Consider the following 23,419-nt stretch of genomic DNA (forward strand, 5'->3'; position numbering starts at 1 on the left):
TTGGTCTCATCCCTTCAATTTTTGAATGACTTCGGTCTGGCATTTTATAAGGCGGACCGGCTCATGAATGGCGCGCGCGATCTGCGCGAGCACGTATGCGTCGGTCACGTTGTTGCTCTTGTACTGGACGCCCCAGCGCTTGTAGACTTCGACGGCGAGAATCTCCTTCGCCGCGTTGCCGCCTGCGCCGCTGAACTTCTTTAGGGCTGACGGCGCGATCTCGATGTACTGCATGCCGGCGCGCTCGATCTCCATCCGGATGCCCCAGCCGATGCCGCCGAGCAGGAAGCCGGTTTGTGAGGCGAATCCGAAGCCCTCGATCGCGATGCGGTCGCCCTTTTGCAGCCGGCCCATCACCGCATCGATCAGGCGGGCCATGTCCTTCGCGGTCGGCTCGCGGCCGTTCAGCCCGACGCTGATTTCGATCTCGTCCCAGATCTCCCCGTCCTCGTCCAGCCGGACCAGCCCGGTCTTGGTGCTCGGGTCGATCCCGACGTAACTAGCCATCTTGGAGCGCCTGGCGGAGCTGCTCGACCGCGTACTGGTAGCAGTCGTACTCCCGGATGCAGCTCAGCTCGCCCTCCGTGGCGTCGATGTACTTCTCTGCCGCCTTCGTTTCCAAGTCGTCAATGACGCGCTTGATCGTCTCGTCGCTTACCGGCATTTCTTCCACCCCACACCGTTGATCACTTGCGACAGGCGAAACGCAGTTTCCGCAGCCGCCTTGCTCGTATGGAACCTCTTGCCGTACGTGCGTCCGTCGATCGTGATCTTGTAATAAGGCCTCGTGCCCCTCATGCTTTCACGCTCCCTCGTATCGGCCGACAACGGCCATAAATTCGGTATATCCTTCGCCCATCTCTTCCAGCGGCAATTCCGGGAAAGCGGCGCGGGCCTCGTTTGCCGTCGGGATGTACCCGGTCCGCATGTACTGATGCTTCAACCAGTCGTATAGCCACCAACGATCACGAATGATTCCGTCATGAAATAGCGAGTTGCTCATGCTCCTGATCCCCTTTCCCGGTGATGCGCTGGTAATTTTTCTCGTATTTCATCTTCACGACGCCGGTCGGGCCGTTCCGCTGCTTCGCGATGTTGACCTCCAGCACGCCCCGATCGTCCGTGTCCTGGTTGTAATACTCGTCACGGTAGAGAAGGACAATGTCGTCAGCGACCGCCGAGATGGCTGCCCCACCAAATAGGTCTGATACAAAGGGGCGCTTATTGGCCCGACCTTCGACCTCTTGCTTGACCTGGGAAAGTCCTACGACAGCGCAGTCACAATCACATGCTGCCTTCCGAAACTTCTGACAAACTCGGTGCATTGCCGATCCGCCGTTGTCGTTGCGCTCGTTCGGCTCGACGACTTCCTGCAGATAGTCGATGAGCACAAGATCGAGACCTTCCTGTCGTTTCAGCCGGCGCATTTCCGACGTGATATACTCGGCCGTCACATTGCGCTCGTCGTCGATGTGAATCTTCGTAATCGCGTCCATTTGCACCGATATCTCCTCGAGCTGGGCGTCCGTCAGGTTGCCGACTCGGATCGATTGCATCGATACCTTGGCGAGGTTCGCCATCATCCGGTTATAGTTCTGGGCCTTCGTCATCTCGAGCGAGAAGATCGCGACCTTGTGGCCTCTTCGAGAGGCGCGCATTGCGATTTCAAGCGCGAATGCCGACTTGCCCATGCTCGTCCGGGCGCCGACGACGATCAGGTCCGTACGCTGCCAGCCGAGCGTCATCCGGTCGATCTCTTGCCAGCCGGTCATGATGCCGAACGCTCTCGTCCGATCCTCGCGTTTCAGGACGAGCTGCTCGTACCACTCGACCACGTCCTTGACGCCCGTGTCCCGGTGGAACTTCCGCGGCCTAACCTCCAGCGTCAGCCGTTCGAATTCGTCCAGCGTTTCCTCGAACGATCCGCTCGAAGGGTCCTCGAAGCGCGGTCGGAACGAATTCATCAGCCTGAGCGCCTTTGCCCGGGAGTACGCTTCGACCAGACGCTGTACGTGGTCCGGGAAGTGGTGCTCGAAGATCACTGAGCTGTGCAGCTGCCGCAGGTAGGCGAATCCGCCGATCGTGTCCATCTGCTTCTCATAGCGAGCCAAGATGTTGACCGGGTCGATCACGATGCCTTCGCGGTACAACTCCTCGTACATCCGGAACAGGTTGCGGTGGTACGGGTTGACGAACATGTCCGCTCGCAGGGAGACAACCGCCTCCATCATCAGCGTCGGGTCCTTCAGGATGCTGCCGACGATGTTCTGCTCGAGCATCAAAGCCGCCGTAAACTGGTCATGCGGGTTAGCTTCCTGATGCTGCTCCAAGGGCTCTCGCGTCCTCCTCTCGCATCATGCGCGTGATCGGGTCGTCGTCGTCCAGCGGTGGACCTGACTGCGTGTTCTGCTGGCCGTTCGCCGGCTTGTCCTTATTCGTGCCGCCACGCTTCTTAAAGCCATTCAGCACGCCGTTGATATAAGCGAGCGTCTTCACCTTCGCGCGAACTGCCTCGCGCATCGCTTCAAGCAGCCATTCACCGCCGTAGGTTTCAAACTGGTCGATCAGATCCTCGCGCTCAAGCTCCGTCACGCGGCCGTCATCCGTGAAGTGATCTTCAAAGATTTTGTAAATGTGTCCGAATGAATAATCCTGGTCCCTGCTGCTGCTTGGCTCTGCTTCGTCATACAGCCTAAGTACCTTACTACTGGTACTGGTTTTAATGTCTTTACTTTCTTTAATGTCTTTAGGAGACTGGGAGGCCGCGTCCTGACTGGGCTCGTGAGCTGTGCCTGTTACTGTTTTGGTAACAAACGTGTTACTGTTTTGGTAACAACCTTGTTCCTGTTTTGGTAACTCTTCGTTTTCGTCGTCTTCGAAATTTGTTACCGTTTCAGTAACTTTTGTTCCTGATTCAGTAACACTTTGAGCGACGTTTCGAAGGAGGATTTTGTGGTATTTATCCTCGTTAAAGGTCTTCGCGATACTCACTCGCCAGGAGTCGTAGTCCTTGTTTAGGGTGTATATTTCACCGTTTATGTGAAGGACGTTCGCCATCTGGAGGTACTCCAACTCCTTCTTCACGTGCCCGCGGAGGATGCCCACGACCTCGAAATCTGATGGCCGGAGGATGGCTGATTTCTTCCGGCAGCCGTAGCTCATTCGAATAACGAGGTCCAGTATATTGCGCTGTCGTTTCGAGAAGTCGGTCTTCATAATGGCTTCGAAAAGTTCGTTCGAGAGCTTCGTAAACTGATCTGGCTGCGGATTCGCCATACCTCGCGGCCTCCTTCCCTGATTGGTTTAAAGCGAGATCAGTCGATGCCTTCAGCTACGCGGCCAAGCTCTTCACCCTCTGGATCGCCGCTCTCGTCTTGTCCTTCGCTCTCATCAACTTGCGTTGGCGTGATGTCGATGAAGTCGCCGTCAGCCTGCGAAATGTCAGAACGGACCGTTTCGTCCTTATCGACGGCGTCTGCGACCTCGATGCTGATCGGCAGCCACTTCCATCCGGACCTCGTGACAGTTTTCATGCACATCTCAGGCTCATCAGTGATCCAAGGGTTGTCCGTTCTGTTGTATTTGATGGCGTTTTGATAACCATTTGAACGATCGCGATGCTTTAAAATTTCTGCATAGGGCATGTAGTGAACCTGGTGCCCTCCGTCTTTAAACTTTGCCACCATGTAAGCACCTTTGATCGGTCCAGCATCATTCATCTTTACATCAGATCGAACGTGCCAGGGGATATGCTTCAGGCTGTCTTCAAGTCCGTAAGTAAGCTCGAGATAGTCGTTTTCGTAAACAACATGAGCGCCGATGGACTGAATATGGCCCGAGCGCCGAGCAAGGTCGATCATGCCTTTGTAGCCGATAATGAATTGAACTTCGGTGATGCCTTTCTTATTGTTTTTGAATGGGACGAAATAGCACTGCCCGAGAAGTCCCGGTTCGAGACCGAGCTGGGCCGCCTGCATGACAGCCGCCATGAGGGATGGAACGGTACATTCGAGGAGCTTAGGGTTCGTGCGGATTGTCGTCAGCGCGATTCGGCTGAGACGGTCGATGCTCATGTGCTTCGGAAGAGCTTCGGCGATCTGGCTTTTCATGCGCTCCATGTAGGCGCCGATCGTTTGCGATGGGGTTGCTGCCGGGGCGTTCCCGGTCGTGGCTGCTTGCTGTTGAAGCTTGCCTGCCAACTCGTTATTCGAGCGACTTGTATTTGCTGCTGCCATTACGTTCGCCTCACTTAATCAGGAATTTCCGGACCGGCTTGGTCACGGCGTACTTCGCAAAAATCTCAGGCTCTTCGGCCTTGAACGTCTTCGTGTCCATCCGCGTCTCGTCGTGCGACTTCCAAGTGGCGATCTTCTCGCCGTTAAGCATGATGATCTCTGCATCAGCTGCTGCGGCCTTGATGAAGTTCTTGGCAGCCTCGAGACGCTCTTCGGCGGCCTTCTTAGCGGCTTCGGCCTCGCGCAGTTCCTTCACTCGCGGCTCGTATTCGCTTGAGAGCTGCAGGATGCTATTCGGCGTACTCGTTGGATAAAGGTAGCTCAGCAGGTCCGTGGAGGCCGCGCTGCCGTCGATCATTGGAGGGTTCTGCTTCAGCACGTGATCGTGCCAGAACTGCTTCTCCATGTCGATCAGGTACTTAGAAATGCGATCGTCGCGCTCGATGTAAGTCGACTTAAATTTGAAGCCGCCGAAGCCGCCGAGCAGAACCGCGAAGTGGCCGTAATCTAATCCCATGACCGTCATGTAGTGCTGGAGTTGAATCGCGTAGTGATCGGGGATTCGATCATCGTCCCAATCCTTTTCGTTCGTCGTCGTCTTAACTTCGAGAACGCCTTTACGCTTTTGGGAATCCGTCACGATGCGGTCTACATTGCCGATCATGAAGCGATGTTCCGGATGCTGATAAAGCTTATTGGAACGCTGCACCTTCAAACCCGTGCGAAGCGAAAATTCTCTCGCAACGACGTCCTCTAACGCGTTCCCCCAGTAGGCTGCTTCGCCGGTCGTGTCTGGGATGGACTGGCCGGTCTTTTCGAGGAACACGGCGACCTTCGACTTCCACGGGTTGAGCCCGACGACGGCCGACGCATCCGAGCCGCCGATGCCGCGCGTCCGAAGCTTCAGCCATTCCTCGCGGGGTAAGCCTTTCGTTACCGCTGCTACGCTTAAAGCCATGAGGTGAAGCCTCCCTCTTGATCTGTTTGGGCCACCGTGATACGATGGCCGTACGATGTTTACCGAAGGCCCGTTCCCGCGGGCCTTTTTCTATTCCTCGCAATCGTCACAACTGCGCGGATGTCCTGGCTCTTCGCCGTCGATCAGTTCGCCGCAATGCTGGCAGAACAATCCTTCCAGCACCGCTTCAGCCGCATCTCCCATGCCTATCACCTGCCCTTCTGACGCTTGAACGCATCTGTGAGGGGCGGAACGCATTCCGCCGCCCACGGGACGATTTCAAACCAGTTTGTAGTGCCGGACTTCTTCGATTTCATAGGGGAGGCTGGAGTAGTCGATCTTTTGCTCCCGAAGAATCTTTTTGAGCTGGTACTTCACTTTGCCGAACTGAGCGATGATCTCTTCCGAATCTCCGAACATTTCAGGATCGTAGCTAATTCGCGCTGAGACGAGACGATCTTTGTAATCCTCTTTTGAACGACGAATGTCGACCTCGACTTTACTGACATGAGCGCTTATGTTACAGAACACACAAAATTCGGTATGAAGGTTAATCATGGATGCCAAGCCGCTAATATCGGCGATCATCCCGGAAATTCGCATCTTGTCCTTCGCGGACAGTTCGATTTCTTTTCTACTCATGTCGCACCGCCTGTGTTAAAATGAGCGTAACGAGACGCTTTAGCTGAGCTCTCAACTTCGGCCGCCTGGCAGGGCGGTCGTTTTCATTTGTTCGGGGCTTGTCCGGCTTGTCCAACTCCGCGATGCTGCTTCTGATAAAGTCGATCGATGCGAACCGCTGCTCCTCATCCCCGAACAGGTACGGCGCCCGGATCGCCATGTTGAGCTGGTGTTCCAGTTCCGCCCGGCGTCGCTGCTTCTGCTGCTCTACCGTCATGAGAGGTCCACCCCGATCACCGTGATGCCCGCCTCGTCGTTTGCGCAGGGCTGGCAGTAATCCCGACCGTTCAAGCGAAACTTCGCATTCCTCAACCGGCAGCCGCATTCGTAGCAGCTCGCGCCTGTCCATTCCGTCGACCGATACTTCTCCGGGTCATATCCGCCCGCGTAGGGCTCCAAACCAACCTGTGCCATTCTTCTTCTCCTTCCGTTTCATCAAGTGGACCGTTTCAAAAGTCGATTTCATATTCCGCATTGCCGTTTCGAGCTGTCGCAGCTTCTTCCATCCGTCGTTGCTGCCCGTGAAGTCCAGATTCATCAGGTCGATGCCGTTCGTCGCCGCGCACCATTCGCGCACCAGTGTGTAAGCCGGTTCTTTAATCGCGCCGGTCTCCACCTTGGCGATCGTGGACCGTTCGACGTTCAGCTTCATTGCTAATTGCTGCTGCGTCATCCCGGCGCGCTCTCGGCTGGCCTTCAGCATTTCTCCCACTCGCTGACTCATTTCTCTGTTCACCACCCTCCTGTGCTAAATCTTCACAGCGGAGGGTCTTCTGTGTGATGCTGCAAAGCCGTATGATTGCTCTAACAGATCGATCGCCTCGTACTCCCCGCCTCGCCCGCCGCCAATATCCCCCACGCGGCGGGATTTTCCCGTTCAGTGGCCTTTAAAGCGCGGCGCCGGCTCTTCCGTCATTGCGAACGGCAACCCAGCTACCGAGGCGGCTTCCTGATCCAGCACCCATTGTTCAAGCGCCGATTTCCGAAAGAAGATTTTCGACCGAACCTTGAAGTGCGGAATCTGCTTCTTGCGGACCATGTCGTACAGCATCCATGTCGAGATCTTAAGGAACGGCGCCGCCTCTTTTGGCGTCATAGATTCATCCATTACGGACATGATGTTCACCTCCTTTCGTCAGGCCGAGTGGGAATTCTGCGTTTCTAAGAACTTTTTCGAATAAAAATATGAGGGATCAAGTTTCAAACCCAACGAGCAGACTTTTTCATAGTCGTCGGTGGACATCGGCTGCGAGTTGGTCATCCACCGAGAGAACTTTTTGATGTCATAGCCTGATAATTCAGCGACAAGAGAGAACGTTAGGCCATTGGCAATGATGTATTCTCTGATGCGCTTGTTCATGTTCATATCGGACGCCTCCTTCTTAGAATCTAAGAACCATGACCTAATAATAATTCTTAGATTTTAAGATGTCAAGCCGATATTCAATGTTTCTAAGAATGTTATTCTTTGATTTCAAGAATTGGCTATACTATTTCTTAGCTAACCGGGAGGTGTGTTATGAGCGATTTAGGGAGTCGGCTGCGCTCGGCCAGGGAGAGAAAGGGACTTAAACAAACCCAGGTCAAAGACAGAACGGGGATCAATAATAAGACCCTCAGTGGATATGAGAATGGAGTCAGCGAACCAGATACAGATACGCTGATGAAACTAGCAGAAATCTATGAGGTCTCTACGGATTGGCTTATTGGCAAGAAAAATGAGAGCTATTCGCTCTCAGAAAGTAGTTTTGATCGAATTATTAAGGAAACTGAGAGTCATTATAAGGTTAACCTCCATGACGATCCGGTTGTCCTGGCTGCGATGAAAAGTTTGATTGAGTCGATTGCTCAAGCAAAATCGAAGCAGTGAATTTGCAGACTACCTTGTAGAACTCTGCTTCGCTCACGTCTATACCTTTAAGTTTTATTATCGTGTTGACGTAACATGCTTGCTGCTCGGTTAGCAAATCGACACATCTCCTTTTTACGCAGCCATTTGAAGTCAATTTTATACGAACAATTGTTCTGGTTCAATAGGAATGTGAGGGTAGGTATGGCACCCAGGGTCCGTCCCGTTAAGTGCCGATTACCCACATTGATGCGCGAACGTGGATTAGAGCCCCACGACGTCTATGCGAACCCGAGAATTGATATGACAAAGCAGCAGTTTTCCTCTTATTATACGGGGCGTCAAAAGATGTCGCTTTCGACAACAAAACTGTTTGCTGACTTTTTCGGAGTTCCTATGGACGACATTTATACCTGGAAGTACGAATGATCGCGCGTGGTGATCGGCAAAAAAACAGAGTAGATCGTTCTAGCTACTCTGCAACGGGCGGTAAAGCAATCACTTTACCAGGGCCATCACCTCCGCTAAAAATAGATGATTGGCATGATTTTAACATAGAAATTTCTGGATTGATGTCGAACCTCGCCGTAAAACCGACCGTTCGTACCCTACATTCGGTCAATTTTAAAACGATTGCGTCGAGATATATGTACCCCGCGAGAAGGTGACTCATCGTCGAACAAGGCTACTTGCTTGTCGCGATCGTAACGAAGGATCTTGTTCACTTGGACGAGATGGTTTTTATTGAGCATTTCGAATCCGCGGGAGCTGAGCAGTTCGGTATAATCCTGGAGGGATGCTAGGGGGCGGTAAACGTAATCGTGCGTATGGAATCGGATGTCGTTTCTCTCTGCTGAAATGTATAGGATATCGTCCACTTTGATGAAACTCGGCTTCCCGTTGTTGTATCCCGGAATATACATGCGATCACCTCGCGCGTAGGTTACCCGGAGACGCAGGAATTATTCAGCAAATACCTCAGCCGATGAGGAATATACTTGAGGTAATTATCCATGAAAAAGAAGATAGCAATCATCGTTGCAGCATCCATGTTATTCGGCGGAGTTGTTAGCGCGGCAAGCATGTGGGGAACTTACAAAGGTAATCCAATCATTCGGCTTACTGTAAATGGATCTCCTATTAAAACAGGTGATGTCCCTGCAATCAGCTATAACGGACGCACTATGATTCCTGTAAATCTGCTACAGCAAGCCGGAGTAACCTATACTTTCGACTCAAAGAACCAAACTGTGGATATTAAACAGCAAACTTTTGATGTCGCTAAGATCAAAAGCTATGCCGTTCTTATGGATTACTATGCTGCATTAAACACACTGGGTTCCAGATTTACACAAACCCAGTCCTTGCTCACGAATGATCTGTCTTACCTAAGAGCCAACTTAACGCCACAAGCTATCCTGACGCATTCAAATAATGCCGTTAATGACTTGGTAAATGAGTACAACCGCCTGCAGGCTTTTGAAAAAGATAAATTGGCGGTAGCCACCTCCATAAGCCAACTAGAACCAGCAATCGATCAAGCGTTGTTAGGTTATTCGTCTGCAATTGACTCTCTTAAAGCAGCTGTTACGAGTTTAGGAGCATACAATACTGACACGGATTTTTCGACTAAGTTTTTCGACAATCTCGAAAAAGCAGCAACTTCAGTATCGACAAGCGAGAACTTAGTGATGAATGGATATACGAAATATTTCAACCTGATTCAAGGAAGCACAGTGACTTATGTGCAGCCTCAGATCAATACCGCACCTGACCTGTCAACTCCAATCACAGGAGCAACTACATTTTCGACAGTAAACTCAAAGATCGATGGCGACTTTGATGGGTTTGAGAATGGTAAAATATTTAAATTGCAGAACGGACAGATATGGCAGCAAACCGATTACACATATAAATACAGTTACAAGTACGCACCAAAAGTAACGATTTATAAAGATGGAACAAAATTCAAAATGATAGTCGATGGTGTGGACAAAACGGTAACGGTTGAAAGGCTGAAATAAATGAAATCCGCCGCTCTCATCAACCACGCCTACCTCCACTCGATCCCGATAGCCGTCTGGTACGGCGAGGAATTCATGGGCTCGGGGCTGGTGAAGCAGCACACCAAGTACACCGTCGTCCTGTCCGATCATCAGCACTATTACAAGCATATATTCACGTTCAAGCTGCTCCAGCAGCCGGCCCTTCGATAAGGGCCTTTCTTATCGAAAGGAGCATCTATATGTCGAGTTGGAGGAAACGCGGCGAGAATTCATACCTGCTTATTCTTGAGTACGGCCGCGACGCCGCCGGCAACCGCATACAGCCTACCAAGACGATCCGGGTTACCGATCCGGCGCTCCTACGGGCTCCCAAGCGGTTAGAGGCTCATCTGCAACACGAACTGTCTCTGTTCAAGCTGGAGTACGAGAGCGGATCCAAGCACAAGGACGCTCGCGTCAGCTTCAAGCAGTTTACGGATGAATGGCTGGTAAAGCACGTGGACACGCTCGAAGCGAAGACTCAGACGAATTATCGCCTGCAGCTTAAGAACCGTATCCTTCCCTTCTTCGAACGCATGTGGCTGGAAGACGTGAACACTCGGAAAGTGAATGACTTCCTGGTACACCTGCGGTCTCCAGCTGCGCGTCGTGACGGCATGGGTCCGCTTAAATCGGCGACGATCGTGTACAACTATCGGGTGCTGAAAAGCATCTTTCGGTTGGCTCTGGAGGAAGGCTATATTGAGACAAATCCCATGACCGGCGTACGCAAGCCGAAGGAAGACGACCTCAAGGAAATGGAGGTGTACGACGAGAACGAGATCAAGCAGCTGTTCGCCGCGCTCGAGGACGAGCCCCCTCACATCCGGTTGATGGTGTTGCTGGCGGTTACGACGGGCATGCGCCGCGGGGAGATGACCGGACTGGAGTGGTCCCGGGTTAATTTGGAGGAAGGCTATTTGAGGGTTGAGCAATCGATTACGAAGACGGTAAACAGCAAGCCTTTAATCAAGGGGCCGAAGAACAAAACATCTTACCGGAGAATTACGCTGCCGGAAGCGATCGTCGAGGAGCTGCGAGAGTACAAGGTGGAAAACGTGCGAACGTGGGAAGGACATGACTTCGTCTTCAACCATGCCGACGGCAAGCCGCTGCACCCGAATCGCCTAACAAAGTGGTGGATTGATTTTCACCGGCGCCACGGACTAAAGCCGATCCGGCTACATGACCTGCGTCATACGAGCGTGAGCTGGATGATCTACAAGAAGATCCACCCCGAAGCGATCGCTCGCCGAACCGGACACAAGAATTCGAAAATGCAGGAGATCTACGGGCACATTTTCAAATCGGTTGAGCAGGAAACTGCCGCCGCCTTCAACGATATGATGAAGAGGCCGGAACCGGAAACTGTCCACGAGTTGTCCACTGATTGTCCACCAAATTCGCAAAACGATCCAAAAAACTCTCCAACGATTCATTAACATGTGGACAGGAATGGCGTCATTACGGCAAATCCGACACACAAATTTTAAAATGCCCTAACTGCTCCAAAAGCAAACCGCCTCATCTCCCATGTGACCTCCGTCGAAAGACGGGGGTCGTTTTTTTGCGCCGACAAGCCTCCAAAAAATGTGACCTGGGTTACAGAATCGAAATAAGTGTTCATGTTAGGTTAATGTGGGTAATACGATACAGGAAATCTATACCAATAGCGATGGAGTGTTGCGCGGATGAAAAAGAAGATTCTTTTGCTGACCCTGATTGGCCTGCTGACCGTAGGCGGCGTCGTGAGCGCCGCGAATTTATGGGGAACGTACAAAGGTTATGCGAAGATGAGAATAACGCTCGGCGGGCAGCCTATTTTGACGACGGGCACGCCGGCCATCAATTTCCAGGGCTCGACGATGCTGCCTTTGGCCGCGTTGAAAAGCGCCGGCGTTTCTTACTCTTACGACGCAAAGAAACAGACGGTCGACCTCAAGCCCGCCGGCGCCAATTTAGTCCAGGCGACCGAGGACGTCATATCGCTCGGCGGCGACGGAATCACGCTTACGAGCATCGCCAAGGAAGTGACCGCGGTCGTTTATTTCCCTGCCCTGTACGGCTTCGACGACGACTGGGCGGACATCGATCTGATCTTCAAAAAGCTCGTGCCGCTCGGCGCCGAATACATGCGCGTCGTGTACATCGACGACGACGACGAGGAGAACGTGATCGAAATTCTGACATCCGATTACGACAAGTTCTTGAAGGGCACGATTACGGACGATCAGCTTCAGCAGTTGTGGAGTACGAGCGGTCCGCTGTTCGACTCCTCCGACGATGCGAGCGCCGAAGAAAATCTCGGTTAAGGCGGGGCGGCAACTTGGAGAGATCATTACCTTTTTAAAGGATTCCCGCCATCTTAAATCGTAATTTGCAGCGCTTTAAAGACCTCCGCCAGGAGGTCTTTTTCATTTGCCGCCAGGTTAAAAATATTCCGCTTGACTTTTACTGCGGCGCGAACGGGCACTTGACAGCCGTATGCTATAGTAAAAAAGGAAATTCGTCCCCGAAAGGAGTCATGCTCTTGTTTCAATATAGTCAACAAACGTACGAAGGCGTCAGCTTCGGCAGCCAGGATCTGCGTTACGGCGAGCTGATCGGCTGTACGTTTGTCCGTTGCTCGTTCGCCCATGGCTCCATGGAGGAGATCGCGTCCGTCAAATGCCGCTTCGTGGGCTGCGATTTTCGCGGCGCTTCGCTTAACGGCTCCGTCCATACGGAATCCGCGTTCGAAAATTGCAACTTCGACGGTGCGGATTTGTTCGTTTCGAAGTTCGATCGCTGCAAAATGATGGGCTCTACGTTTTCCAACACCGTACTCGACGGCATCTCCATCCTGCAGGGCGACTGGTCCTATACGAATCTGAGGCATGCGAAGCTGGCTAAGCAGGATTTGCGCGGTATCAAATTTTACGAAGCCGACCTGGCCGGCGCGCAGCTGACCAAGGCGGATCTCAGGGACTGCGACCTGAGTATGGCCTCCCTCGCCAAAGCGGACCTGCAAGGCGCCGACGCGAGGGGCGCCAAAATGGACGGCGTCGACTTCAAGCAATTCGCCGTCTCCGGCCTGCGTATGGATCACGAGCAAGCCGTGCTTTTTTCCATCTCGCACGGCGCCAAGGTCGGTTAATTCGCAATAAGGGTCCGATCCGCAGCGTTTCGCCCAATCGTTCACAAACGCGTCATTTCATTTCCTCCGGCACCGTCCTGTATAATAGAAGCATTAAGAACTGGGCGGTGAGTCGACAGTGAACGGTCCTAAAGCGGTTGGGCTTGTGCTGGGCTATTGCCTGGCGGTATTTTTGTTTGTCTTGGTCATTTATTTGACGATTCGTTTCTCTACATGACTTGACGCGCGCTGCGCGTACGGCCGGCCCTCCTTGAGAGGAGCCGGCTTTTTTGGCGTTCCCGACGCCGCTCCGACGACGCCCGTCCGGAAATGCGTCTTTTCGTGTCGGCACCAGATTCAACCCGCCGTCTGAGGTGTAAGAAAATTATAACAATACCTTACGGAAGGAGGTGTGATGACGCATGAAGCAGCAACGTCTCTCGCTTAGGAATTACCTGGCGTTCTTAGTGACCGAGGTGTCGGAAACGATCAAGCAAGATCCGCATACCACGCCGCGTTCACGTCGCTGATTCGTCATCGCGCCTCTTCCAGGCAGACCGAAGCCGCCGGTGTCCGGCGGCTTTTTAGCGTCCAGACTGTTCGTTTCTCTATTAATAACGCCAAGACGCCAAGTCCGACGAGAGCCGAGAAAACAAACGCCATTTCAGTCCAGGGAAGGATAGACGGCTCCCCGGGTTCGTATGATAAACTAAGCGAATCAACCGATCCCGAAAGGACGATTCTTCATGAGCCAAGCCGCGCAATATGCGGTCCCTATCCTCTTGGTTGCGTTTATTTTGTATCGTCGCATCCGCCGGACGGTCGGCTTTCAGCTGCTTCGGCCGCGGAGGCTTCAGATCCGGATCGGCATCTTCTCCGTCATCGGCATCATCCTGATCGCGGCAGGATTCGTCCACCCGATCGTATTCGCCGCCGATGCCGCGGGCCTCGCCTTGGGCGGATTGCTCGCCTGGTTCGCGATCCGGCACAGCATCGTGGAAAAACGCAGCGACGGGCTCTACTACCGGACGCATGTCGTTATCGAATCGCTTGTCATCGCGCTGTTCATCGGCCGTATCGCCTACCGGTTCCTGTTCGCGATGCAGGGCGCGCAAACGGCCGCGAACGCCGGCGGCGGCGCCGACTCGTTGGAGCAGTACGGCCGCGACCCTTGGACGGCGGCCATCTTCTTCATTCTGATCGCTTATTACGCAGGCTATTACCTCTACGTGCTGCGCGCCGCTCCCAAGCGAGCCGCCTGATCGGCTGGTCGCATGCCCAAGACCGCCTGTCGCAGAAAGGACGTCGAAATTGAGAACCGCAGACCAAGTTAAGCGAAAATATCACGAGCTAGCCTCGCGCAAGCAAGCGCTCGAGGCGCTGTACGCGGAAGCGGGCGAGGAAGCCCGCCCCGAACTGCAGGCGCAGGCCGAGCGGCTGGAAGAACAGCTGTTGCTGCTCGAATGGGTGCTGAATGCGCCGTCCGGCAGTTATCACGGCTGAGGATATCGGAGACGCAGAGCAAGCCGGACGAAGCAGGCCGACGAATGAAGCACAACAAGAAAATCGGGATGAAGCGGCGTCATTAGCTGCCTCATCCCGTTTGTGTTTCTGATTCGGTTGTCCGCAGACGACACTGGCGCGAATTTTGGACCGTCGTTCGCAAGATCGCGCCGTCAATCGAGCCAAAGAGGTTCCACATAGAGCTAATTCGCAAAACCGCGACGTTAAACGAAAAAAAGAGGCTCTGCATAGAGCCCCTTGCGGAATCGGCGGTACCATTGTCTTTATCGCGGTCTTTTTATCGCGTCAAACGAAACCGTAAAATCCCGCCGTATTCAGGTCCAAAGTTTCTTCGACCGCCTTAAGCTCCATACCGCGAAGCGCCGCGATCTCGCGCGCGACCGCAAGCGTCATGGCCGGCGTCGTCTCCATCCCTAAGAACGGACCTTCGAAGGGCCAGGGGCCGTCCGTTTCCGCCATCAACTGTTCGAGCGGATAAGAAGCGGCCAGTTCCCTGATATCCGGCTCGTACAGCACGTCCGGCGTGAGCGAGATGAAGTAACCCCGCGCGGCGATCCGCGCCGTCGTCTCCGGCGCCCCCTTATACCAGTGGAAATGCGCCCTGCGCACGCCGTGGCGGTCTAATACGGCGAGCGCCTTGTCGGCATCCTCGTAGACCGCGTGCAGCGCGATCGGGCGGTCCAACTCGGCGGCGAGGCTCGCGAAAACGTCGAGCTGCGCCAAGTACGGCGCTTCGTCGAACGCTTCGCCGCCCGCCTCGGCCTCCGTCCTCGTATAGTACGGCAGGCCGACTTCGCCGATCGCAAACGCCTCTCCGGCCTCCGCGAGCCTGCGGATACGGCCGCACAGCCGCTCGAGCGCCTCCGGCCCGAGCGGCGGCTGCTCGGGGTGATGGCCGTAGGCGGGCATCACTTGACCGGGCCACGCAGCGGCGAGCAGGCGCGTCTCCTCGCAGGAATCCGGGTCCATCGAGACGGCGACGATCCCTCGCATTCCCGCTGCGAATGCCTCCGCCAGCAGCGCCTCCCGGCGCTCCGGCGGATATTGGTCGACGTGCAAATGCGCGTCATACGCCATGGCCGGCACCTCCCCGCTCCAGCAGCGCCAGCACTTCTTCCTTGAGGGCCACGAACGCCGGCTCCTTCCAGACATCCGACCGCCTCGGCCTCTCGAACGGCACCCGAATCTCCCTCAGCACGGACGCCGGCGCCTTGGACAGCACATAGATCCGGTCCGACAGCGTCAGCGCCTCCTCGATGCTGTGCGTAACGAACAACACGGAGCGCCGTTCCTCCTCCCAGAGCCGCAGCAGCCAGGTTTGCATCTCCGCCCTGGTGAGCGCGTCGAGCGCGGCGAACGGCTCGTCCAGGCACATGACGCCGCGCGGCATGAGCAGCGCCCGCAAAAACGATACGCGCTGCTGCATGCCGCCGGACAGCACCTGCGGATATTCGCTTGCCACATCGCCGAGCCCGATGCGACCAAGCCACTCCTCCGCCATCGCCGCCGCGCGCCGCCGCTCAATGCCCGCCGTCGTCAGCGCGGAAGCGATATTGGCGCCGACCGACAGCCAAGGAAACAGCGACGCCTGCTGCGGCATGTAGCTGATCTGTCCGCGCCGGCCGGTCGTCTCCGCGCCGTCGATCAGGATGCGTCCCGCATCCGGGCGTTCGACGCCGCCGATGAGGCGGAACAACGTCGACTTGCCGCTGCCGGACGGCCCGAGCAGCGTGACGAACTCGCCGTCCGCGACCGTCAGCGAAATGCCGCCGAGCACGGGATGGGCTTTTTTGCCGCGCGCGTAGCTGTGACTAATATCGATCAGTTCGAGCTTCGCTTGCCCGTTCATCGCGCTCCCCCCTCCCGTGCCGCCGGCCGCCAACGGACGACAAGGCGCTCGAGCAGCGCCGCGATGCCGTAAAAGGCGAGCGCCATGCCCACGATGCATACGATCGCGGCGAACACGCTTGTCGTATCGTAGCCCTTGGACTTGAGCACCAGGTAATAACCGATCCCCTCGCTTGCGCCGAGCCACTCCGCTACGATGGCGGCGGTGATGCTGTACGTTGCCGTAATTTTCAGACCGGAGAAAAAGTACGGCAGGGAAGCCGGCAGCTCCAGTCGCCTAAGCACCGTGAGCCGGCTTGCGCCGATCATCGCGAGGTATTCGCGCAGATGCGCATCGGCTTGTCCGAGGCCGGCCAGCATCGACCAGGCGATCGGAAAGTAGCAGACGAGCGACAGCAGCACGAGCTTCGGCGTCAGGCCGAAGCCGAACCAGATGATAAGCAGCGGCCCTAGCGCGATCAGCGGAATGTTTTGCGTGATGATAATGATCGGCGAGAGCGCGGCCCGGACGAACGGGATGAGGTGAAAAACGATGGCCGACAGCACGCCGAGCCCGATGCCGAGCCCGATGCCCTTCAGGGCCAGCTTCAGGGTCGACCCGCTCTGCGCCAGCAGCCTGTCCCGCTGCTCCCATATCCGTTCCCCGATCGCCAGCGGCGACGGCAGCGTAAAGGGCTTGATGTGCCATAGCGCTACGCTCAGCTGCCAGAGCGCCAGCACGGCAACCAACGTGCCGACCGGAAGCAGAAGGCGGCCTAGCTTACTGTCCATCGGGATATTTGCGCAGCAGATGCGCCATGGAGGCGCCGTCCGAACCGTGAACGAGCAGCTTGATCTGCGACAGGACGGACGGGCTGCCCTTTTCGAACATCGCGCGGTTCATTTCCTTCACGATATCGAGCAGCTCGTCGAGGCCGCCCTCCATCGTCGTCTCGAGCGGCCCGACCCGATAGGCGACGCCGGAAGCCTTGATGATCTCGATCGCCCGGTCGACGTACAGATGGGTATCGTCCTCCGGATTTGCGGCCTTCGGCAAAATCTGAATGCTGAGCAGCGCTTGCGACATGTCTGTTTTCCTCCTCGTTTAAGTTCTTATTTAAGATTTCGGCAAATTTAAGGTTGCGGCAAAAAGTCGTTCGTGAACATCGCGTCGTAATCCAGATCCTTCGTCAGCAGCTCGTGCTCCTTAAGAAATTCGGCGTAGCCGGACCACACTTCGCGCTTTTGCTCGCCCCAGCGCGGCGCGTCGTCCTTGTATTTCGGGCTCAGCCAAGCTTGGCTCGCCTTGACGAGGTCCGCGTTCAGGTCGGGATTGGCCTTGATCAGGATGTCCGCGGCTTCGGCCGGATGGTCGATCGCGTATTGATAGCCTTCCGACGCCCCTTCGACGAAGGCGCGGACGACGTCCGGTTTGTTCTTGATCATCTTCTCGCTCGTCGTCAGCACCGGCGTGTAATAATCGAGGCGCTTGTCGAAATCCGAGAGATAGACCATGTTCAGCCGGATCCCGCGCTGCTCGGCTTCGATGCCGGTCCAGGCGTAAAAGATCCATTCGAAGTCGATATCCTTTTGCACGGCGGTAAAAAAGTCCGCGGTGCCCGCGTTGACGAACTTGACCTTGTTCACGTCGGCGCCCTGCTTTTGCATCATAGAGCCGATAACGGCTTGTTCCGCCGGCGAGCCCCATCCGCCGTAGCTATGCCCTTCGAAGTCTTTGGGCTCCTTGATGTTTTTGTCCGCCGGGGAAGCGAAGCCCGACGTATTGTGTTGAATGATGGCGGCCAGCGAGACGATCGGCATGTCGTTCTCTCTCGCTAGGGTGAGCCCCTCCTGCGCGCCTACGCCGAAATCCGCCGCTCCCGTCGCGACCATCTGGTCCGCGCCGCTCTCCGGCGGCAGCACGATCTCGACGTCGAGTCCGCGCTTTTTCCAATAGCCCTGATCGGCCGCGGCGTACAGTCCCGTGTGGTTCGTGTTCGGCGTCCAGTCGAGCACGACCTTCACCTTGCCCAGATCGGCGGCTTGACCGCTTGATGCGGAAGCGGGTGCCGACGACGAAGCGCTCGCGCCCGGCGAAGCCGCTGCCGAACCGCTGCCTCCCTCTCCGTTCCCGTTCCCTCCGCAGCCCGCCATAATCAGCAGTGCCGCGATCGCCGCCGCGCCCTTGCCGTGCCAGCTTTTTTTGACCATTCGCATCTGTCTTTTCTCCCTCTCCATGCCTTCGCACGCAGACATTCAAAAAACGCCCCCCGTATACGGAGGGCGTCCTAAATAAGCATGGACAAAACGCGCGAATCCGATTCGCGCTTCCCGCCTCCCTACGCTGGTACTAACCAGATCAGGTTAAAGGGTCTGCATCGTTGGTGATGGGATGCACTCTCAGCCGGCCTATTCCAGCTCCCCCGGGGTTTGTTCGATTGTCGACGTACTTGGCGTTGATTGATAACGTTCCTCATTATAGCAGAAGATCGGAATCTGTCCAGCTTTTTACGCTAAGCGGCCTCGCCGGCAAGTCACCCCTTCGGCTTTTGCATAATGCTTCCGCCGCCGGCGCAACCTGTAAAAAAAAGGGCGAGGAACACGGCTTTGCTTGTCATTGGCGGCTGTAGGGACATGGTTGAAGTGAGCCGTTCTTCCCTGATTACCGGCGTCGCCCTGGAAATCGGGCATGAACGCGACATTCGGGTAACGGTAGAGGTGCTGAACGCGGCGGAGTCCATAAGCGCGGAAAACGGAAGAGGCGATGCGCCCGCGCAGCTATATATAGCGGAGGCGGATACGCTCTCTGAAGCGTCAACCGGTTGAACGAACAGTTCGACCGGTTGCTCATCGGATCGCATATGCAGGTCATCGTGGTCGACGAGCGGCTGGCGCGACTAGGACTGAACCGCTTTATGGATTTTTTCGTACGCTACCGTTATGTTCGGGAAGACGTCAATCTCGTCATTTATACCGCCGTCTTTAAAGAAGATAAGCTTGTCGGCTTCCTTCCATCCTCCGATATGAATATCGTGCTCCTCGCTAACGACAGCTTGGAGCAGACGACGGTGTCCGTTCCGCTACCGGAGAACAAAGCGTTCGCAGGCGTGCGGCTCATTCGGCTTCATGCTTCCAAGGCGGTCCGGATGCTTCACGGAAGGCCGAAAATGACGCTGAACGTACGAGGCATCGGATTCATCGTAAGCTTGGGGGCCGCCTTGCCGATCGACCAAGCATCCGGTTACATGGAGCTCGAGCGGCTGACCGAGGCTTATGTCAGGGAACGGATCGACGACACCGTTAAAAGGGTCCAGACTGATTACGCGGCGGATATATTCGGCTTCGGAGAATGGATGTACCGGCACCGATTCGGCGAATTCAAGCAACTCTCTGCAAGCTGGAACGAACTGTTCGCAAAAGGCGACCTGCAAGTCGACGTCGATATTCAGCTCGAGCGGTCCGAACTCAAAACCAATATACATAACGACATTCAATATGGATTCGTCGGCGCCGTTCCGTCGCACGAAGCGAGCACGGCCGAATTAAGCGTCCCAAGCGAACGCGGATGCTTGTTTGGCGCGCTTAACGCCTACATCTCGCAACTCGTTCTATTAGAGGCTGCTACAAAATCAAGCCGGCATCCGTCTTATCTATCGAAAGGGGGCACGGCTGCGGCATGGAGGAAGACGCGCAAGTACCCGAGCTATTTCAGCGCTTGTTCCGGGAGCATTACCCCGGCGTGGCGCGCAAGCTCTACGCATTGACCGGCGACCGCGCGGCAGCCGAGGATCTCGCGCAGGAAGTGTTTCTCAGGCTCTACCGGAACCCGCCCGAACGGTTGGAAGCCTGCGGCGCCTGGCTGCACCGGGTACTGACACGGGTGGGCTACGACTATTTGAGGCAGCGGGCGTCGGGCAAGGCTTTGCTGGAAAAGGAGACCGCCCGGATAGCGGCATGGTCGGAAGGCGCCGCCCCTTCGGGAGAGACGGAGGTTATCCGCGAATGGGAGATCGACGTGGTCCGCCGGGTGCTGCACAAGCTCTCGGACCGGGATCGCAGCGCCCTGCTGCTGCGGGAGGAAGGATACAGCTACGAAGAGATCGCCCGCCGGCTCGGGGTCAATCCCAAGATCATTGGCACGCTGCTGGCACGGGCGGAGGAGCGGCTCAAGAAGAAGTACGGTCAGGAGGAGGACGCAAGCGATGAATCACGAGGACAAACGGGCCGGCGGGAAACCGGATTTTGATCCCGGCCGGGCTTGGGCGCGGTTCGAGCGGGCTGCGGAAGGAGAACCGGTGCCGGCGTTCTGGCGGCAGTCCGAGAACGATCATTTTAATAAGGGCGGTGCTATCGATATGAAGCAGGCAAACGCAATCGGCGCGGCGCAACCGGCGCCGCTTGCCCCAGGGCCAGAGACCGGCGCAAGTCTATTAATCGGCGCGGGAGGCGGCTGGCGGACCGAAAAGCCGGCGAAGCGCAGGCTGAGGAGGCTGTCCGCCGGCGTCGCCGCGGCTGCCGTGGCCGTCGCCCTGTTCGCCACCCCGCTCGGAGACCGGACGATGGCCTCGATGCTGGACACCTTCCGCATCCATCACATGGTCGGCGTCGGGATTTCGGAAAATGACATGGCTTCTATCTCGAATCTGCTCGAGCGCGGCTCGCCTGACGGAAATCAGCGCTTCGACCTGGCCCAATACGGCACGTTAACCCAATCGGGCGGCGGCGAATCGCACGCCGTGACTTGGGATGAAGCGGAAAATCGCATTGGCGCCCCGCTGATCCGGCTTGACAGCCCGGCCGCCCCTTCCTTTCAGCCGGCCACCGTGCTGACGTTCCGGCTGAACGTCAAAGCCGTCAATCGGCTGCTGACCCGATTGGGCAGCGACACCAACCTGCCGGCGGCCGCCGACGGCAAGGCGATCACCCTCAGCATTCCGGGCGGCGTCTCCATGGAAGGCGCTTTGGCCGGCAAGCCGGCTCGTCTGCTTCAGTTCGGCAAGCCCTCGCTGACGGTCGAAGGCGGCATCGACGCGAACGTCGTTCGCGACGCGATCCTGGGTCTGCCGGTGCTGCCCGATAGCCTGCGAACCAAGCTCGCCGCCATCGGCGACTGGCAAAGTACGCTGCCGGTTCCCGTTCGCGAAGGCGCGACCGAGAGCCTTCGGCTGAACGGACGCGAGGCGATCATGACCGAAGGCGACGCCAAGCGCTTTCTGCTGTGGCTCGACGGGGACCGCATGAGCCTGCTGAGCGTCGAGACGGACGATTTCAAGACGCCGACCGACTTCCGGCGCGCGGCCGAGGCGCTTGTCGGGCCATGATGATGATCGATACGGCGGACCTAACCAAAACATACGAAGGCCGCGGCGGATGCCGCGGCGTCACCTTGCAGGTGCCGGAGGGCTGCATTTTCGGCCTGCTGGGACCGAACGGCGCCGGCAAGAGCACCTTCGTTAAAATGCTCGCCGGCCTTCACCGTCCCGATTCGGGGCGGGCCGTCATGCTGGGTCAACCGCTCGGGCGACCGGAGGCGAGGCGCAAGCTCGGGTATTTGCCCGAGCTGTTTCGCTTTCAGGACTGGCTCACGCCGGCGGAGGTACTCCGCCTCCACGGCCAGCTGGGCGGACTGCGCCCGCGGGACACGCGCTCGACCGCCTTCCGCAGCCGGGTCCGTGACACGCTGGAGCTGGTAGGTTTGGCGGATGCCGCGGACCGGCGGGTCGGCGGCTTTTCCAAGGGGATGCAGCAGCGACTGGGCCTCGCCGCGGCGCTGCTCCTCGATCCCGAGCTGGTGATCCTGGACGAACCCGCTTCGGCCCTCGATCCGGTCGGCAGGCACGAGATCCGAAACCTGCTGAAGCGGCTTCGGGCCAAAGGCGTGACGGTGTTTCTCAACACGCATCTGCTGGAGGACGTCGAAGCGCTGTGCGACCAAGCGGCCTTCCTATACGGGGGCGAGCTGCTGGCTTCGGGTCCGCTGCGCGAGCTGCTCGGCGGTGCCGGCGACGGCGGCGTCAACTGGCGATTCCAAGTAGGCGGCTGGCTGCCCGACACGCTCGCGGCGCTTGGCGAAGCCGCCGGCGAACCGTCGGTCACCTCGCTGCGGCTCGTCGAAGCCGATGCGAACGGCAACGCCGTCTTGTCCGCGCGCGTATCCGACCGCGAGCAGGCTGGCTACTTGTGTGCGCTGTTCATCCGCAGCGGCCTGACGCTGTACGAATCCGGTCCCGAGCCGAACAGCCTCGAGGATTGGTTCATCCGGATGGCCGCTTCCCGTCAAGGAGGCGACTTGCAATGACGATGTACATTTCGGCCACCTTCAAAGAGCTGACGCGCAAGCGGGTGTTTCTGGTCACGCTTATTTTAACGGCTCTCTTTCTGCTCCTGTTCGGCTTCGGGCTCAGGGAAGTGACGGGCATGACGGAAGAAGAGCCGAACCATGCCGCCAAGCAGCTGGTGGACAGCATGGTTTTTATGGTGCTCGGGCTTTTTTTCGCGCAGTTTCTGGCTTCCTTTTTCGTGCTATTCTCGTCGATGGGGACCGTCACGGGCGAGCAGGAGAACGGTCTGCTGCTGGCTGTCGCAGCCCGCCCGCTCCCCCGTTGGAAGCTCTATCTGGCCAAGTGGCTGGGACATGCCGTCTGGATCGCCGCCTACAGCGCGGTTCTGTTCGTCGCCATGGTGTGGATCGTCCACGGCGCCACCGGCCTTCATCTGTTCGTAGGCGATTGGCTGCGGGGCTTCGCCCTGTTTATTTGGATGCCGCTCTTGCTTCTCACGCTGTCCATGCTAGGTTCCGTCTATTTGCCGATGCTGGGCAACGGCATTTGCACCGCGCTGCTCTACGGGCTCGCCCTCTTCAGCGGTCTCATCGAAGGGATATCCAGCGAAGGAGGAACGCAGCTCGGCATGGAAAAATTCACCCTGCTGACCGGGCTGATCGTGCCGACGGACTCGGTCTACCGGAGAAGTCTATACGAGCTCTTGGGCGGGTCGGACTGGGCCGGACTGACGAGCACCTATTTAGGTCCTTTCTCCATCCCGACCGTTCCCTCGAACGCCTTTCTATTCTATACGGTCGTCTATGCGGCGGTGCTGCTCCTGCTCGGGTGCAGGGCGTTCAGCCGAAAAGATCTGTAGCGAAGCCCCTTCTCCGATAAAACGACTTACGCGCAAGCCCAAAGA

General features: G+C 56.7%; 33 protein-coding genes and 1 riboswitch. Of the genes, 14 read left to right on the forward strand and 19 right to left on the reverse strand.

Annotation, left to right across the window (positions count from 1 at the left end):
• Nucleotides 1-6: 6 nt before the first annotated feature.
• The 13 genes from ACFOTD_RS01455 to ACFOTD_RS01515 form a co-directional block, all read right to left on the reverse strand.
• Nucleotides 7-507: a hypothetical protein gene (locus tag ACFOTD_RS01455; RefSeq protein ID WP_378115024.1), complete on the reverse strand. Its 501-nt coding sequence runs from the start codon at nucleotides 505-507 to the stop codon at nucleotides 7-9.
• Entirely contained in the window at nucleotides 500-664 is a 165-nt protein-coding gene (locus ACFOTD_RS01460) for a hypothetical protein (RefSeq protein ID WP_378115026.1), read from the reverse strand. Before ACFOTD_RS01460 ends, ACFOTD_RS01455 begins: the two co-directional genes overlap by 8 nt.
• The gene (locus ACFOTD_RS01465; RefSeq protein WP_378115028.1) at nucleotides 655-798 is read right to left on the reverse strand and encodes a hypothetical protein; all 144 of its coding nucleotides are present in this window, start codon (nucleotides 796-798) and stop codon (nucleotides 655-657) included. Before ACFOTD_RS01465 ends, ACFOTD_RS01460 begins: the two co-directional genes overlap by 10 nt.
• A gap of 4 nt (nucleotides 799-802) precedes the next feature.
• Nucleotides 803-1,003, reverse strand: a complete 201-nt coding sequence (locus ACFOTD_RS01470) for a hypothetical protein (protein WP_378115030.1) — start codon at nucleotides 1,001-1,003, stop codon at nucleotides 803-805.
• Nucleotides 981-2,330, reverse strand: coding sequence for a replicative DNA helicase (locus ACFOTD_RS01475; RefSeq protein WP_378115032.1), 1,350 nt, complete (start codon nucleotides 2,328-2,330; stop codon nucleotides 981-983). The genes ACFOTD_RS01470 and ACFOTD_RS01475 overlap by 23 nt, the downstream gene beginning before the upstream one ends.
• Nucleotides 2,308-3,276 carry a replication protein gene (locus tag ACFOTD_RS01480; RefSeq protein ID WP_378115034.1) on the reverse strand — a complete coding sequence of 323 codons (969 nt, stop codon included), beginning with the start codon at nucleotides 3,274-3,276 and terminating at the stop codon, nucleotides 2,308-2,310. Before ACFOTD_RS01480 ends, ACFOTD_RS01475 begins: the two co-directional genes overlap by 23 nt.
• Nucleotides 3,277-3,314: 38 nt before the next feature.
• Nucleotides 3,315-4,235 carry a recombination protein RecT gene (gene recT / locus ACFOTD_RS01485; protein WP_378115036.1) on the reverse strand — a complete coding sequence of 307 codons (921 nt, stop codon included), beginning with the start codon at nucleotides 4,233-4,235 and terminating at the stop codon, nucleotides 3,315-3,317.
• A 10-nt stretch (nucleotides 4,236-4,245) separates the two neighbouring features.
• On the reverse strand, nucleotides 4,246-5,193 hold the full coding sequence (locus ACFOTD_RS01490) for a YqaJ viral recombinase family nuclease (RefSeq protein WP_378115038.1): 948 nt from the start codon (nucleotides 5,191-5,193) through the stop codon (nucleotides 4,246-4,248).
• Nucleotides 5,194-5,472: 279 nt separating this feature from the next.
• Nucleotides 5,473-5,835: a hypothetical protein gene (locus ACFOTD_RS01495; protein WP_378115040.1), complete on the reverse strand. Its 363-nt coding sequence runs from the start codon at nucleotides 5,833-5,835 to the stop codon at nucleotides 5,473-5,475.
• Nucleotides 5,828-6,091 carry a hypothetical protein gene (locus tag ACFOTD_RS01500; RefSeq protein ID WP_378115042.1) on the reverse strand — a complete coding sequence of 88 codons (264 nt, stop codon included), beginning with the start codon at nucleotides 6,089-6,091 and terminating at the stop codon, nucleotides 5,828-5,830. Before ACFOTD_RS01500 ends, ACFOTD_RS01495 begins: the two co-directional genes overlap by 8 nt.
• A 156-nt stretch (nucleotides 6,092-6,247) precedes the next feature.
• Nucleotides 6,248-6,577: a helix-turn-helix domain-containing protein gene (locus tag ACFOTD_RS01505; RefSeq protein WP_378115044.1), complete on the reverse strand. Its 330-nt coding sequence runs from the start codon at nucleotides 6,575-6,577 to the stop codon at nucleotides 6,248-6,250.
• A 174-nt stretch (nucleotides 6,578-6,751) separates the two neighbouring features.
• The gene (locus tag ACFOTD_RS01510) at nucleotides 6,752-6,991 is read right to left on the reverse strand and encodes a helix-turn-helix domain-containing protein (protein WP_378115046.1); all 240 of its coding nucleotides are present in this window, start codon (nucleotides 6,989-6,991) and stop codon (nucleotides 6,752-6,754) included.
• 18 nt (nucleotides 6,992-7,009) lie between these two features.
• Nucleotides 7,010-7,240: a helix-turn-helix domain-containing protein gene (locus ACFOTD_RS01515; protein ID WP_378115048.1), complete on the reverse strand. Its 231-nt coding sequence runs from the start codon at nucleotides 7,238-7,240 to the stop codon at nucleotides 7,010-7,012.
• 153 nt (nucleotides 7,241-7,393) lie between these two features.
• On the opposite strand from ACFOTD_RS01515, the gene ACFOTD_RS01520 reads away from it, so the two are divergent.
• Nucleotides 7,394-7,744 carry a helix-turn-helix domain-containing protein gene (locus ACFOTD_RS01520; RefSeq protein ID WP_378115050.1) on the forward strand — a complete coding sequence of 117 codons (351 nt, stop codon included), beginning with the start codon at nucleotides 7,394-7,396 and terminating at the stop codon, nucleotides 7,742-7,744.
• Nucleotides 7,745-8,331: 587 nt separating this feature from the next.
• On the opposite strand, the gene ACFOTD_RS01530 is transcribed toward ACFOTD_RS01520, so the two are convergent.
• A complete protein-coding gene (locus ACFOTD_RS01530) occupies nucleotides 8,332-8,646 on the reverse strand; it encodes a LytTR family transcriptional regulator DNA-binding domain-containing protein (RefSeq protein ID WP_378115054.1) in 315 nt (104 codons plus the stop codon).
• A gap of 90 nt (nucleotides 8,647-8,736) precedes the next feature.
• Between ACFOTD_RS01530 and ACFOTD_RS01535 the strand changes: the two genes are divergently transcribed.
• From ACFOTD_RS01535 to ACFOTD_RS01565, 7 genes are all read left to right on the forward strand, one after another.
• Nucleotides 8,737-9,747 (forward strand): stalk domain-containing protein, encoded by a 1,011-nt coding sequence (locus tag ACFOTD_RS01535; protein ID WP_378115056.1) that lies wholly within the window; start codon nucleotides 8,737-8,739, stop codon nucleotides 9,745-9,747.
• Nucleotides 9,748-9,939: a hypothetical protein gene (locus ACFOTD_RS01540; protein ID WP_378115058.1), complete on the forward strand. Its 192-nt coding sequence runs from the start codon at nucleotides 9,748-9,750 to the stop codon at nucleotides 9,937-9,939. It begins immediately after the preceding gene.
• A gap of 29 nt (nucleotides 9,940-9,968) precedes the next feature.
• The gene (locus tag ACFOTD_RS01545) at nucleotides 9,969-11,210 is read left to right on the forward strand and encodes a site-specific integrase (protein ID WP_378115060.1); all 1,242 of its coding nucleotides are present in this window, start codon (nucleotides 9,969-9,971) and stop codon (nucleotides 11,208-11,210) included.
• Between the two features lie 249 nt (nucleotides 11,211-11,459).
• Nucleotides 11,460-12,080 (forward strand): hypothetical protein, encoded by a 621-nt coding sequence (locus tag ACFOTD_RS01550; protein WP_378115062.1) that lies wholly within the window; start codon nucleotides 11,460-11,462, stop codon nucleotides 12,078-12,080.
• Between the two features lie 218 nt (nucleotides 12,081-12,298).
• The gene (locus ACFOTD_RS01555; RefSeq protein ID WP_378115064.1) at nucleotides 12,299-12,904 is read left to right on the forward strand and encodes a pentapeptide repeat-containing protein; all 606 of its coding nucleotides are present in this window, start codon (nucleotides 12,299-12,301) and stop codon (nucleotides 12,902-12,904) included.
• 725 nt (nucleotides 12,905-13,629) lie between these two features.
• On the forward strand, nucleotides 13,630-14,145 hold the full coding sequence (locus ACFOTD_RS01560; RefSeq protein WP_378115065.1) for a CcdC protein domain-containing protein: 516 nt from the start codon (nucleotides 13,630-13,632) through the stop codon (nucleotides 14,143-14,145).
• Between the two features lie 49 nt (nucleotides 14,146-14,194).
• Complete coding sequence (locus tag ACFOTD_RS01565; RefSeq protein WP_378115067.1) at nucleotides 14,195-14,386, forward strand: hypothetical protein; 192 nt, start codon at nucleotides 14,195-14,197, stop codon at nucleotides 14,384-14,386.
• Nucleotides 14,387-14,692: 306 nt separating this feature from the next.
• Here the strand turns inward: ACFOTD_RS01565 and ACFOTD_RS01570 are convergent, their stop codons facing one another.
• The 5 genes from ACFOTD_RS01570 to ACFOTD_RS01590 are packed head-to-tail and all read right to left on the reverse strand — an operon-like array spanning nucleotide 14,693 to nucleotide 18,451.
• A complete protein-coding gene (locus ACFOTD_RS01570; protein WP_378115069.1) occupies nucleotides 14,693-15,484 on the reverse strand; it encodes a TatD family hydrolase in 792 nt (263 codons plus the stop codon).
• On the reverse strand, nucleotides 15,474-16,256 hold the full coding sequence (locus ACFOTD_RS01575) for an ABC transporter ATP-binding protein (protein WP_378115071.1): 783 nt from the start codon (nucleotides 16,254-16,256) through the stop codon (nucleotides 15,474-15,476). Before ACFOTD_RS01575 ends, ACFOTD_RS01570 begins: the two co-directional genes overlap by 11 nt.
• The gene (locus tag ACFOTD_RS01580) at nucleotides 16,253-17,026 is read right to left on the reverse strand and encodes an ABC transporter permease (protein ID WP_378115073.1); all 774 of its coding nucleotides are present in this window, start codon (nucleotides 17,024-17,026) and stop codon (nucleotides 16,253-16,255) included. The genes ACFOTD_RS01575 and ACFOTD_RS01580 overlap by 4 nt, the downstream gene beginning before the upstream one ends.
• On the reverse strand, nucleotides 17,016-17,321 hold the full coding sequence (locus ACFOTD_RS01585; protein ID WP_378115074.1) for a thiamine-binding protein: 306 nt from the start codon (nucleotides 17,319-17,321) through the stop codon (nucleotides 17,016-17,018). The genes ACFOTD_RS01580 and ACFOTD_RS01585 overlap by 11 nt, the downstream gene beginning before the upstream one ends.
• A gap of 47 nt (nucleotides 17,322-17,368) precedes the next feature.
• Entirely contained in the window at nucleotides 17,369-18,451 is a 1,083-nt protein-coding gene (locus ACFOTD_RS01590; protein WP_378115076.1) for an ABC transporter substrate-binding protein, read from the reverse strand.
• A 102-nt stretch (nucleotides 18,452-18,553) separates the two neighbouring features.
• Nucleotides 18,554-18,669: riboswitch (TPP riboswitch) on the reverse strand.
• Nucleotides 18,670-18,868: 199 nt separating this feature from the next.
• Between ACFOTD_RS01590 and ACFOTD_RS01595 the strand changes: the two genes are divergently transcribed.
• The 6 genes from ACFOTD_RS01595 to ACFOTD_RS01620 are packed head-to-tail and all read left to right on the forward strand — an operon-like array spanning nucleotide 18,869 to nucleotide 23,374.
• Nucleotides 18,869-19,060, forward strand: a complete 192-nt coding sequence (locus ACFOTD_RS01595) for a hypothetical protein (protein WP_378115078.1) — start codon at nucleotides 18,869-18,871, stop codon at nucleotides 19,058-19,060.
• Nucleotides 19,057-19,998, forward strand: a complete 942-nt coding sequence (locus tag ACFOTD_RS01600; protein ID WP_378115080.1) for a Ger(x)C family spore germination C-terminal domain-containing protein — start codon at nucleotides 19,057-19,059, stop codon at nucleotides 19,996-19,998. The genes ACFOTD_RS01595 and ACFOTD_RS01600 overlap by 4 nt, the downstream gene beginning before the upstream one ends.
• Complete coding sequence (locus tag ACFOTD_RS01605) at nucleotides 19,974-20,480, forward strand: sigma-70 family RNA polymerase sigma factor (protein ID WP_378115082.1); 507 nt, start codon at nucleotides 19,974-19,976, stop codon at nucleotides 20,478-20,480. Before ACFOTD_RS01600 ends, ACFOTD_RS01605 begins: the two co-directional genes overlap by 25 nt.
• Nucleotides 20,437-21,555, forward strand: a complete 1,119-nt coding sequence (locus ACFOTD_RS01610; RefSeq protein WP_378115084.1) for a hypothetical protein — start codon at nucleotides 20,437-20,439, stop codon at nucleotides 21,553-21,555. Before ACFOTD_RS01605 ends, ACFOTD_RS01610 begins: the two co-directional genes overlap by 44 nt.
• On the forward strand, nucleotides 21,552-22,532 hold the full coding sequence (locus ACFOTD_RS01615) for an ABC transporter ATP-binding protein (RefSeq protein WP_378115086.1): 981 nt from the start codon (nucleotides 21,552-21,554) through the stop codon (nucleotides 22,530-22,532). The genes ACFOTD_RS01610 and ACFOTD_RS01615 overlap by 4 nt, the downstream gene beginning before the upstream one ends.
• Nucleotides 22,529-23,374 carry an ABC transporter permease subunit gene (locus ACFOTD_RS01620; protein ID WP_378115088.1) on the forward strand — a complete coding sequence of 282 codons (846 nt, stop codon included), beginning with the start codon at nucleotides 22,529-22,531 and terminating at the stop codon, nucleotides 23,372-23,374. The genes ACFOTD_RS01615 and ACFOTD_RS01620 overlap by 4 nt, the downstream gene beginning before the upstream one ends.
• Nucleotides 23,375-23,419 lie beyond the last annotated feature (45 nt).

Source organism: Cohnella sp. GCM10012308 (assembly GCF_042649185.1).
Taxonomy (GTDB): domain Bacteria; phylum Bacillota; class Bacilli; order Paenibacillales; family Paenibacillaceae; genus Cohnella.